Source organism: Lentzea aerocolonigenes, from assembly GCF_000974445.1.
In the GTDB taxonomy this organism is placed as follows: Bacteria; Actinomycetota; Actinomycetes; order Mycobacteriales; family Pseudonocardiaceae; genus Lentzea; species Lentzea aerocolonigenes.
Genome location: NZ_BBOJ01000006.1, coordinates 410530 through 422803, shown reverse-complemented (window position 1 = coordinate 422803; position 12274 = coordinate 410530). Strand labels below are relative to the sequence as shown.

Here is a 12274-nt window from a genome sequence, read left to right as displayed (position 1 = left end):
GTGACGGCTCGGCCAGGAGAAGGGGTTGTGTTGAACAACTGGGACGACCGTGCCGACATTCGGGCATGCCTGCGTACGGCGGTGTCCGCGCTGATGGCGGGCTCCGGCGGCGTCGTACTGGTGGAAGGCGAAGTGGGTATGGGGTGCGGCCGCGAGCTCGCCTTCGCGCGAGCTCTGGCGGTCTCCCGCAACGCGTCCACGTACCTGGCGCGGGCCGATGAGCTGGCCCGGTGGACCCCGCTCGCGGTGCTCTGCCAAGCGCTCGGGGAGACCGTGTGGGGGTCGAGGCCACCGGATCTGCTGCGGTCGATCGGTGACCGCAGCGGTGAGGGTCCCGTGCTCATCGCACTCGACCACCTGCAGTGGGCCGATCCGATGACGTTGTTCGCGCTGAAATCCTTCCCGTCGGCACTGCGCGACCGCCCGGTGTTGTGGCTGCTGGCGCGCCGCGACGGCATCGGTGCCGCAACGGAGGTGGAAAGGTTGTTCGACCACCTCGAGTCCGAAGGTGCCACACGGCTGCGACTGCGGCCCCTGTCAGCGGCGGCCGTCGAGCGGATGCTGACCGGCTTCGCCGGTCGTGCACCCGATGGTGACCTGGTCGTGCTCGCGGCCGGTGCGGGTGGCAACCCCACCCTGCTGACCGCGCTGCTGGACGGCTTGCGCGAGGAGCACGGTGCCGCGCGCGGCGACAGCGCCGCGGCCTGGTCGTCGCGGCCGTTGCCGGGCAGGGTCGTCACCGTCGTGCAACGGATGCTGTCCGGATGCGAGGCAGAGACGATCTCCGTGCTGGAGGTCGCGGCGATCTTCGGTACGACGTTCCGGGTGGCCGACGTCGCCGACGTGCTCGGCCGCACCGCGGGGGACATCCTGCGGGCGGTGCGTGAGGCTTTGCGGGCGCGCCTGGTCGTACCCGGCGACGCACCGGACAGCCTGTCGTTCCGGTACGACCTCGTCCGCAGGGTGTTGGAGGAGTCGGCGACGCCGTCGGTCGCCGCGGCGCTGCACCGGCAGGTCGGCCTGTTGTTGTTGCGCCGCAGCGGTTCCGCCGCCGATGCCGCCGATCATCTCGTGCGAGGCGCACTGCCGGGGGACACCAAAGCGATCCGGGCGCTCGCCGACGCGGCGGCGCAGGCACTGGACACCGCACCGACCGAGGCCGCGGAGATCTCACTGAGAGCGCTGCGGCTCACCCGGCCGGGGAGTGCGGACCACCACCGGCTCCTCGACGTCCGGGTGACCGCGCTGCTGCGGCTGGGCAGGCTCGTCGAAGCCGAGGAACTCGCCTCGGCCGGGCTGGCGGTCGCTCCGCCGGAAGAACAGGGGGTGCGGCTGGGTGCGGCACTCGCGACCGTGCGGGTGCTGAACGGTCGCTACCGCTCCGCGGTCACGGTGGCCGAGCAGATGCTGGTCGGCGACGCCAGCTCCTCCGACCACGAGCGGGTGCAGGCCACGCGGATCTGGGCGCTCATCGCGAACGGCGACCACCAGGAGGCGTGCCGGCTCGCCGAGATGGCGGTCACGGGCGGGGAGAACCGGGCGGTGCTCACCGGGACGGCGAGGCTCGTGCTCGCCACCCAGCGCTGGGCCGAGGGTGACGTGACGGCCTCGTTCGAGCTGATGAAGGAGGCAATGCGCTGCGGGCCGGGCGGGTGGCGGGACGTGCCGACGCCGCATCCGCAGGTGGCGTTCGCCGCCGCGTTGGCCACCGTCGGCGACATCCGTGCGGCCGAGGAGGCGTTCGCCGAGGCGGAGAGCCTCGTCCAGCACGCCGCCGACGTGGGCAGTGACCTCGCGCTGCGGGTGGTGGGAGCGTGGGTGAAGGCGAGGTCCGGACGGGTCGAGGAAGCGGCCGAGGTGGTGGAGGCCGCCTTCGAGCTCTCCGAGGAGCTCGGGGTGACCTGGTGGACCTCGTTGATGACGACGGTGCTGGCCACGGCCGCGTTGCGCCGCGGGGACCCCACGGCCGCCAGGCTGCACCTGGGCATGGCGCCCGAGTCGCGGCTGCCGTTCTTCCGCGCCTATCACGTGTGGACCGCCCTGCAGGTCGAGGCCGCGCGGACGAGCCAGGGCGCGGCGCTGTCGGTGCTCGCCGCGAGCCACCCCGAACTGCTGGAACAGCCGGCACCGTTGCTGCTGGAGCCGGGTGCGGCCGCGTGGCTGGTCCGCGCGGCCCGATCGGCCGACGACAGGGACCTGGTGCGGATGGTCGTCGCCGCGTCGGCTGAGCTGGCCCGGCGCAATCCCGGCTTCCCGTCGCTGGCCGCCGGTTCGGCCCACGCTCGCGGTGTGGCCAGGGGAGATGCCGCCGCTCTCACCGCGGCGATGGACCAGTACACCGACCCGTGGGCGAAGGCGTCGGCCGCGGAGGACCTGGCCGCGGCGGACGGCGCCGGTGCCGTTGCGGCGCTGGAGGCGGCGATGGCCGGGTACACGGCGGTGGACTCCACCAGGGACGTGGCGCGGATCAGGAGCAAGTTGCGGGAAGCGGGGGTCCGGCGCAGGCACTGGACCTACACCGACCGTCCGGCCACGGGCTGGGAAAGTCTCACCGACACCGAACGCGAGGTCGCCGAGCTGGTCGCCGGAGGACTCACCAACCGTCAGGTCGCCGCACGGATGTTCTTGTCACCCCACACCGTGCACGCCCACCTCGGCCGGATCTTCCGCAAGCTCGGCATCGCCTCCCGTGTCGAGCTGACCGGACTGCGTCATCGAACCGCCTGAGCAGGCGGCAACGATCAAGATCGTTTCGCGAGCGCACGGAACCCCTGCACCACCAGGAGTGGGAAATGACTGATCGCGCACGAAGGGCCGTCGTCACCGGGCTCGGTGTCGTGTCGAGCATCGGCAACGGCCGCAACGAGTTCGGCACCGGATTGCGGGAAGGCCGCAGCGGCGCGGGGCCGATCTCGTTCTTCGACACCACCGGTTTCGCTCACGACAGGATGTGCGAGGTGCCCGATTTCCCCGCCGGGAATCCGGAGCACGGGCTGGCCACCCGGATGACGGTGGCGGCGGCTCGGATGGCGGTCGACGACGCCGAGGTCGAGCCGGCGGTGTTGCGCGGCGCACCAGGGCTCATCGCCATCGGCAGCACCGACGGCGACGCGCGAGACGTCGACGAACTGACCGAGCTGGAGTTGTCGCGGGGCCTGCCGCACCTCGACCCGTTGCTCGCCCGGCGGTTCCGGCTGAGCCGGATGCCGGTGGCGGTGGCCGCCGACCTGGGCCTGTCCGACGTCGAGGCGATCACCCTGCCCAACGTCTGCGCGGCCGGGAACTACGCCGTGGGGTACGGGATCGACGCGATCCGCTCGGGTGACGTGGACTTCGCCCTGTGCGGCGGTGGTGACACGCCCAACCGCAAGGTCTTCTCGAACATGTACCGCCTGGGCGCGCTCGCACCGGACGCGTGCCGGCCGTTCGACGCCGACCGGCAGGGCGTGATCTTCGGTGAGGGCGCGGCCGTGCTCGTCGTGGAGGCGCTGGACTTCGCGCTGGCACGAGGGGCGACGATCCACGCCGAGCTGCTCGGCTACAGCCTCACCTGCGACGCGTACCACCCCACCCGGCCGCTGCAGGAGATGGTGACCGCGTGCATGCGCGGTGCCCTGGCCGACGCGGGTGTCGCGCCGCACGAGGTCGGTCTCGTGCTGGCCCACGGCACCGGCACCAAGGCGAACGACCCCATGGAATGCGCTGCGCTGGCGGAGGTTTTCGGGCCGGGCGCCGTCCCGCCCGTCTCCGCGATCAAATCGATGATCGGCCACACGATGGGGGCTGCGGCCGCGCACGCGTGCACCGCCGCGGTGCTCGCGGTGCGGGAGGGCTTTCTGCCGCCGACGATCAACCACCGCATGCTCGACCCGGAGTGCCCGATCGACTGCGTGCCCAACACGTCCCGGGCCGCTCAGCCGGACGTCGTGCTGGTGAACGCCCTCGGGTTCGGCGGCGCGAACGCCGCGGTGGTGCTGGGCCGTTACGCCGCGTGACCGCCCCGAGAGTACGCGGGGAGCTTTCGTACTCTCCTGCAGTACGAGAGGGCCCCGCGTGTGGTCTAAGGAGGCGAGGGTGAGCGCCGCGGTCGTGCTGGGTTGTTGCGCTGCGTAGCCGTTGCGGAGTGCACGCGGGGCGCTTTCGTTCGCTTGGAGTGCACGTCAGGGCCCCGCGTGCGGTCAGCGGCCGAGGACGTAGGCCGCGCGCAGGCCCTCCTCGAAGGCGCGGGTGGCGTTGAGGCCGGTTGCCCCGGAGGAGCCGCCGATCACCTGGTGGGGGACGCCGGTTCGGGCGAGCAGTGGCAGCAGGTCGGCGCGAGGTTCCTGGCCGATCGCCACGACGACCGAGTCGGCCGGGATCTCACGGCGGGTCCCGGCGTTGTCGGTGATTTGGACCCCGCAGGGCGTGATGGCCTCGTACTGCACGCCGCTGAGCAGCACTGTGCCCTGGCGGCGCAGCGCGTCGACCGCCGCCCACCGCGTGCTGCGTCCCATCCCCGCCCCGATGCGGCCCCGCCGGCGCAGGATCGTCAGCGACCGCGGTGATGGCGCGGGCGGCGGTCCCTCGGCCAGGCCGTGCTCGGCCAGGAACCGTGTTCGCGCGTCGAGCGGGCTCGGTCCGTGACCGAGCAGGTGTGCGAGATCCACCGCGATGCCTCCGCCGCCGATGATCACCACCCGCCTGCCGAGCGACTCCGGTTCGAGGAACGCTCGCTGGTAGTGCACGACGTGCGGCAGGTTCGCGCCCGGCAGGTCGAGCTCGCGCGGCGTCACGCCGGTCGCCAGCACCACGCCGTCGGCCTGCCGGATCAACTCCAGGTTGTCCGCGGTGATCGGGGTGGTCAGGCGTACCCGGACGCCGAGCCGGGCGAGTTCGTCGGTGAAGTAGCCGATCGTCGCGCCGAAGTCCGCCTTGCCCGGCACGAGGCGGGCCAGCCGGAACTGGCCGCCGAGCTCACCGGAGGCTTCGAACAGGTCGACGTCGTGACCGAGCGACCGCAGTGCCCGTGCGGCCTCCATACCGGCCGGGCCGCCGCCGATGACCGCGTACTGCCGGGCTTTCCGCACCCTCACCTGGCGGAAGACGAGCTCCCGGCCGGCACGGGGGTTCACCACGCAGGACACAGGTTCCTCTCCGAGCGACCTGTCGATGCACGCCTCGTTGCACGCGATGCAGATGTTGACCGGCGCGCCCGTCCTGGTCTTCGTCACGATCGCGGGATCGGCCAGCAGCGGACGGGCCATCGACACGAAGTCCGCCTGTCCGTCGGCCAGCGCCTGCTCGGCCTGGGCGAGCCGGGTGAACCTGTTCGCCGTGATCACCGGCACGGTCAGGCGTTCGGCCGCGAGTGCGAGCTTCACCCCGGCCGCGTAGTGGCTCCACGCTCCGTGCGGCACCAGCGACTGGACAGTCGGTATCCGGGACTCGTGCCACCCGACACCCACGTTGAGGGCGTGCACACCGGCCAGCGCGAGCTCGACCGCCAACGACCTCTGCTCGTCCACTGTGGACGATCCGGGCATCAGGTCGTCCCCGGACATCCGGAACAGCACCGGCAGGGCGGGCGCGCTGTCCCTGATCGCCGACACGACGGCCACGGCGAACCGGTTCCTGCGGCGTGCGTCGCCGCCCCACTCGTCGGTGCGCGTGTTGGTCAGCGGAGAGCCGAACTGGTTGACGAGGTACCCCTCCGACCCCATCACCTCGACCGCGTCGAAGCCGAGTTCGCCGGCGACCACCGCGGCGCGGGCGAAGTCGGCGATGGTGTCCTCGATCTGCCCGGCCGTCATCGCGATCGGTGGCTCGTCCGGGAACATCCGGCTGGCCACTGTGGACGGACCTGCCGGTGGCAGACCGGTGTACCGGCTGGAGGTGAGCCGACCGGCGTGGAACAGCTGGAGCGCGATCCGGCCGCCTTCCGCGTGCACGGCGTCGGCCCACCGCGCGAGGGCGTCGTGCCGGGCGCGATCGGTCAGCACGACGTACCCCCGGCCTCCCGAGCCCTGCCGGTTCACCGCGCAACCGCCGGTGACGATGAGCCCGGCGCCACCTCGCGCGCGTTCCGCGTAGAACGCCGCAACGGCCGCGCCTCCGTCGTCACACGTCTCGAGGTTGAGGTGCATCGACCCCATCACGATGCGGTTGGGCAACCGCATCCGCCCGATCGTGCCGGGCTGGAACACTCGCGGCAGCAACGGATCAGTCCGTTCGCGCGGGACGGGGCGGCAGGCTCAGCGGTGGTGTGGCGTCGGCGAAGAACGGTGGTGCGACCACGCTCAGCCCGCCGTCGACCACGATGGTCTGACCGGTGATGTACTCGGCCTGCGGCGACAGCAGGAACTCCACGGTCGCCGCCACCTCCCGCAGCGTGCCCGGCCGTCCCTTGGGCACGCGGTCGAGCACCGTGCCGATCTTCGGCATGCCTGGTACGCCGTAGAAGTAGTCGAGCGAGTCGGACTGGATCAGCCCGCCGTTCACCGCGTTGACGTTGATGCCGTACGGCGCGAACTCGACGGCCATGTACCGCACCCACGCCTCGATGGCGGCCTTCATCGCCCCGAGTGCGGCGTAGGTCGGATAGGCCCGGATGCTGCCGTAACTGGACAACGCGACGATGCGGCCGCCGTTGTCCATCAGCCGCACCGCGTGCTGTGCACCCAGTACGAACGGACGCAGGTTCATCGCGTACGACCGGTCGATGTGGTGGGGCTTGAGATCCATGATGTTCTTGAACGCGCTGGCCGCGGCGTTCGAGACGAAGTAGTCGAGCCTGCCGAACTCCTCGTGCACAGCGTCGAAGAGGGAATCCGTGCCTTCCTGCGTCTCGACGTCGGCCTGGACGGTCACCGCGCGGCAGCCGAGCGCCTCCGCCTCTGCCGCCGTTTTCTCCGCCAGCTCCGCATTCTTCTTGTAGTTGATCACCAGGTCGGTCCCGGAACCGGCCAGCAGCAACGCGAGTTCCCTGCCGATGCCCCGGGAGGCCCCGGTGATCACCGCGACCCGTCCGCTCATCGCGCGCCCTCCCACCGAGCCTGCATCTCCCGGAACACCACGGACTTCTGCGCCTCGTTGGTGCCTTCCTCGAACCGTTGCGCCCGCGCGTCGCGGTACACCCGCTCGATCGGGCTGGTCTTCCAGTAGCCCGAACCACCGTGGATCTGCAGTGCCTTGTCGGTCACCCGGCCGAGCACGTCGACGGCGATCATCTTCGCCATCGACGACAGCATCGCCGCGGCCGGATCGTCGTCTTCCCAGGCTCGCGCACCGTGCAGCACCAGCTGCTTCGCGGCCTCGATCTCCGCCTCGTTCTCCGCGAGCATGAACTGGATCGCCTGCCGGGAGGTCAGCGGTTTGCCGAACGTCGTGCGTTCCCTCGCGTAGTTCACCGCGAGCTCCTGTGCGCGCCGGGCGAGTCCGACGCAGCTCATCGCGACCGAGATCCGCGACGGGGTGAGGAAACCGCCGAGCGCCACGGCCAGACCCCGGCCCTCCTCGCCGAGCCGGTTGGCCACAGGTACCGGTGTGCGGTCGAACGTGAGGTGCGCGTGGTCGGTGCCCGTCACTCCCATCGTGTCGGAGGTGTCCACCACCGTCACGCCGGCGCTGTCACGCGGCACCATCAGCGCAACCGTGCCCTCGTGACCGCTGCTCCCGGCCAGCCGCGCGGTCACGAGCCAGTGGTCGCACCGCACGCCGAAGGTGATCAGGTGTTTGACGCCGGAGAGCAGGTACTGGTCACCGGACCGTTGCACGGTCGCCCTGATGTCCGCGCCGGAGCCCGCGCCGGGCTCGGTGAGGGTGAACGCCACCTTGATCCTGCCCTCGATCGAGGGCAGCACGAACCTGGCGCGCTGCTCGGGAGTGGCGAACTCGTCCATCGCCCGCCACGTGCCGTTCACGACGTGCACGATCATCCGGAGGGAACCGTGCGACTGGGCGAAGATCTCCATGAGCTGCATCCACTGCGGGAACGAGACCCCGCGGCCCCCGTACTCCACGGGAGCGGCGAGCGACAGGTAGCCCCGCTCGCGCAGTTCCGTCCACAGCTCCTCCGGCACCTCGCCTGTGCGCTCGATCCGTTCGGCCCAGCGTTCGCCGGGACCCGCGACGTAGGCCGAGACGTCGGCGAGCAGGTCGGTCAGCTCGGCCGTGCCGATGCCCGCGGACCGCGCGGTCCGCTCGATGATGTCGACTGTCATGCGCTCTGCGCCTCCGGAGTCGTCAGTGGTTGTGGACGCAGGGACTTCGCCTGCTCGCGGAGGAGGAACTTCTGCACCTTGCCGCTGGGGTTGCGGGGGAGCGCCGCGATGATCTCGAGCCGTTCCGGCCAGTAGTACTTGGACACCGAGTGCCGGTCGAGGTGTTTGCGCACGTCCTCCAGGTCGAGGCGGGTGTCCGGTGTCAGCACGACGAACGCGCACGCTCGTTCGCCGAGCCGTTCGTCGGGCATGCCGACGATCGCGACGTCCGCCACCGCGGGATGGGTGTGCAGCAGGTCCTCGATCTCGGCCGCCGGCACCTTCTCGCCGCCGCGGTTGATGACGTCGCGGACGCGTCCGGTGATCTGGACGTAGCCGTCGGGGTCGATGACGGCCAGGTCACCGGTGCGGTACCAGCCGTCCGGTGTGTAGGCGTCGGCGGTGAGGTCGGGCCTGTCGTGGTATCCCTCGAAACAGGTCTTCGACCGCAGTTCGAAGTTCCCCTCCCGGCCGGGCGGCAGTGGTCTGCCGAAGTCGTCGGTGACCCTCAGCCTGGTGCCGTCCATCGCCCGGCCGTCGGTGGACCACACCTTGCCTGGCGGGTCGTGCGGGCCGGAAAGCGATCCGAGGCACGTCTCGGTCGTGCCGAACGCACCGCACACCGTGACGCCGAGCCGGTTCACGGCGCGGGCCGCCAGAGTGCGCGGCACCGTCGTGCCGGTCGCGACGAAGATCCGCAGTGACGGCGCGGGCCGCTCGCCTTCCTCGACCGCGTTGGTGAGATCGGCCAGGAACGGCGTCGCCGCCTGGACGAACGTGCCGCCGTGCTCGCTCAACGCGCGCAATCCCGTTGCCGCGTCCCACACCGCCTGCAGCAGTGACGTGGTGCCCAGCGTCAGGGCCAGCCACATGCCGTAGAGGAAACCGGTCTGGTGGGCCAGTGGTGAGGGGATGTAGACGACGTCGTCCCCGGTGAGCCTGAGCCGCTCGGCCTGGGCGAGGACCGCACGGCCCAGGGTGTCGTGCCGGTGCCGCACGCCTTTGGGCTCACCGGTGGTGCCGGAGGTGAACAGCAGCTGTGCGGTGGCGTCCGGTGCCGGGCGGCGGGACTCGATCAACTCCATGTCCACAGTGGACTCGCGGAGGATGGTTCGCCAGTCGTGCCACCGCGAGTGGCCGAGTCGCAGCGGCAGTGAGGCCACACCGCCGTCCGTGCCGACGACGACCACGTGGTCCAGGCCGGCCAGCTCGTCGCCGTTCTCCACGAGCGCCGCCGCGATCTCGGTCGCGTGGGCCCGGCCGCGGAACTCGTCCGCGGTCACCAGCACCCGAGCTCCCGCCTTGCGGAGCATGAACCCGACTTCACGGTTGCGGAAGATGGGCATGAGCGGGCAGCACACCGCGCCGATCCGCAGGGTGGCCAGGGCGACCTCGACGAACTCCGTCCAGTTGGGCAGCTGGCACGCGACGGGCTCGCCGGGACGCACGCCCAGCGCCAGCAGCGCGGCCGCGGCCTTGTCCACTCGGGCGTCGAGCTCCTGCCAGGTCGTGCACCTGGTGCCGTCCGGCCGCACGTCCACGACCGCGGTGTCGCCCGGTCGTTCGGCGGCCCACCGCCGCAGCAGGTCCGGCAGCAGTCCCGCGGGTGAGCGGAAACCACCGTCGCGCCGGAAGATCCGCAGGCCGATGCCGGTCATGTCGCGCAGGAAGTCCGGGTAGGAGATGCGGTAGGCGTTGGGGTAGCTGAGCCTGGTCTGCCCGTCGGCGACCGATCCGGCCAGCGCCAGCGACATCAGCACGCGGTGGTCGTTGAACGACGACAGCGCCGCACCGGTCAGCCCGCGGACACCTCGCACGAGCAGCCGGTCGGCGCCGTCCTCGCGGAGGTGCCCGCCCATCCGGTTGAGCTGCGTCATCGCGGCCACCCGGTCGGACTCCTTCAGCCGCACGTGGCTCACGTTCTCGAACACCGTCTCGCCGTCGGCCAGACAGGCCAGGGTGCTCAGCACCGGGAGCATGTCGGGGACCTCGCGACAGTCGATCGTCGTCGCCCGCAACGGCACGCCGTCGTGGCGGATGCGCAGCCCGTCGCGTTCGAGCGCGAGCGGCACACCCATCTCGCGGGCGATGCGCAGGAACGCCGACTCCGGGTGGTCCGCCGCGTCGCCGTCCAGCGCCGTGATGCCGCGCAACAGGACGTCGGCGGGCTGGATGGCGGCGGCGACGACACCGAACGCCGCCGAGCCGAGATCGGGCGGCAGTGTCACCTCTGCCGCCGTCGCGCGCTGACCCGGCTCGATCTCGAAGCGCCTCCAGTCGGGTGCCACGTCGACCTCGAGCCCGAACCGGCGCATCATCGCCACCGTCAGCTCGACGTACGGGCGTTCGTTGAGCTCACCCTCGACCTCGACCTCGACGACCGTGCGGCCGGTGGCGAACGGCGCGAGCAGGACGAGCCCGGAGATCCACTGGGACAACGTGCCGGGGATCCGGACCCGCCCGCCCGCCGGACGTCCCGGCCGCACCAGCACGGGTGGCCGGTCCGCGGTGCAGCCCACCTCGACGCCCAGGGTGCGCAACGCCGTGAGCAACGGGCCGATGGGTCTGCGCTGGAAGTACTTCTGACCCTCTACCGTCACCGGCCGGTCGGCGAGCGCGGCGAGACCGAGCATGAAGTACAGCGTGGTGCCGGAACTCCCGACCGAGACGGTGTCGCGCCGGGGCCGGTACGGGCCGCCGGTGACCGTGTAGCCGGAGTCGCCGCGTTCCACAGTGGTGCCGAGATCTCGCAGCAGTGTCTCGGTGTAGCGCACGTGCCGGGCGTCGCACAGGCCGTTGATCCGGCTCGTGCCCTCGGCGAGCGAGGCCAGGATGAGCGCCCTGTGTGCGTGGTACTTCGACGGAGGGACGACGATTTCGCCTGTCAGCGGGCGCCGGCTGCGTTCGAGCAGAAGGTGCATGATGACTTCCGTTGGTAGTCGTTGGCCGGCCTGGACAGCCGGTCAGGACAGGACGTTGCCGTCGGCCTCGCGGACGGGCCGGGTGCGGCGGGCGTCGAGATACATGAAGGAGCGCTGCAGCCACCGGTCCGCGCCGTCGTAGCGGGGACGGAACGACGTCCGGCCGTGCAGCGTCAGGCGGTTGTCGAGCACGGCGAGGTCACCCGGCTGGAGCACGAACGTGCAGGCGACCTCGTCGAGTGCGCGGGACAGCTCGGCCATCGCCGCTTCCGCCTCTGCCCCCAGCGGTTCGGTGCAGGCGAAGTCGACCTGGATGTCCGGGTCGCCGGGATCGCCCTCGAGCAGCGGCAGCGCGGACGCGGGCGGCAGCCCGGCACCGAACGAGGCCGGCGCGTGCGTGACGAAACGCGGCTCGCGCAGGATCATGCGGGTCTTCTCCGGCAGCAACGGCAACGCGCGGCGGATGCTGGCGGTGCGCAGTCCCGCGATGTTGTCGTGGTCGTTGCGCAGACACAGCAGGCCGACGTAGTCCGGGCGATGTGTGTGGAAGCCGTCCTCGATGTGCATCTTCAGGCTCTCGGAGCCCTCGTTGCCCTGGAACGACTCGTTGCCCGCGATCGGCACGATGTTCTGCACCAGGGCACCGCTCTTCTCCTGCCGGAACGCGCCCATCTCGCCGAACTGCGCGCTGACCAGCATGAGTGAGGCCGCGGACGGTGTGGCACGGCGTTCCACCGACCCCGAGTCCTTCGGCGTCGGGGGCAGGTCGTCCCCTCCGACCGGCAGACCACGGATCAGCAGCACGCCTTCCGTGCCGGGATCACGGCGGAACTGCCTGATGATCCTGCGCAGGCGCACCGGCAGCCGGTTCGACGTGGTACGGGCGGTGTCCGCCCAGTCGTCCTCGTCGACTCGGGCGTCCGGGTCCGCGGTCAGTCTGGCGACCAGGTCGTCCAGCAGCTGTCGGTCCGGCTCGTCGAGTGCGAACGCCATCGGTTGATCCAGACGTTCGGCGAGTGCCGTCTGGTCGCTGTCGAGCCGCGTCGTCATGGAACCGCTTCCTTTCTCACCGGGACTTGGGATCAGCCTGGAGACGTGCCGGTTCGGCCCACATCA

The 12274-nt window shown here is 71.2% G+C and carries 7 protein-coding genes; 2 read left to right on the top strand and 5 right to left on the bottom strand.

Annotated features, from left to right (window positions below; all coding sequences use genetic code 11):
* Positions 1-27: 27 nt before the first annotated feature.
* Both AOM45_RS14555 and AOM45_RS14550 read left to right on the top strand, forming a co-directional pair.
* Positions 28-2727, top strand: a complete 2700-nt coding sequence (locus tag AOM45_RS14555; protein WP_035913069.1) for a helix-turn-helix transcriptional regulator — start codon at positions 28-30, stop codon at positions 2725-2727.
* 65 nt (positions 2728-2792) lie between these two features.
* Positions 2793-3995 carry a beta-ketoacyl-[acyl-carrier-protein] synthase family protein gene (locus AOM45_RS14550; RefSeq protein WP_030472213.1) on the top strand — a complete coding sequence of 401 codons (1203 nt, stop codon included), beginning with the start codon at positions 2793-2795 and terminating at the stop codon, positions 3993-3995.
* Positions 3996-4178: 183 nt separating this feature from the next.
* Here the strand turns inward: AOM45_RS14550 and AOM45_RS14545 are convergent, their stop codons facing one another.
* The 5 genes from AOM45_RS14545 to AOM45_RS14525 are packed head-to-tail and all read right to left on the bottom strand — an operon-like array spanning position 4179 to position 12208.
* Positions 4179-6194 (bottom strand): oxidoreductase, encoded by a 2016-nt coding sequence (locus tag AOM45_RS14545; protein ID WP_030472212.1) that lies wholly within the window; start codon positions 6192-6194, stop codon positions 4179-4181.
* Between the two features lie 4 nt (positions 6195-6198).
* On the bottom strand, positions 6199-7011 hold the full coding sequence (locus AOM45_RS14540) for an SDR family oxidoreductase (RefSeq protein ID WP_030472211.1): 813 nt from the start codon (positions 7009-7011) through the stop codon (positions 6199-6201).
* The gene (locus tag AOM45_RS14535) at positions 7008-8198 is read right to left on the bottom strand and encodes an acyl-CoA dehydrogenase family protein (protein ID WP_081902624.1); all 1191 of its coding nucleotides are present in this window, start codon (positions 8196-8198) and stop codon (positions 7008-7010) included. Before AOM45_RS14535 ends, AOM45_RS14540 begins: the two co-directional genes overlap by 4 nt.
* Positions 8195-11158 carry a 3-phosphoshikimate 1-carboxyvinyltransferase gene (aroA, locus tag AOM45_RS14530; RefSeq protein WP_030472209.1) on the bottom strand — a complete coding sequence of 988 codons (2964 nt, stop codon included), beginning with the start codon at positions 11156-11158 and terminating at the stop codon, positions 8195-8197. Before aroA ends, AOM45_RS14535 begins: the two co-directional genes overlap by 4 nt.
* A gap of 42 nt (positions 11159-11200) precedes the next feature.
* Positions 11201-12208: a TauD/TfdA family dioxygenase gene (locus tag AOM45_RS14525; protein WP_051784491.1), complete on the bottom strand. Its 1008-nt coding sequence runs from the start codon at positions 12206-12208 to the stop codon at positions 11201-11203.
* Positions 12209-12274 lie beyond the last annotated feature (66 nt).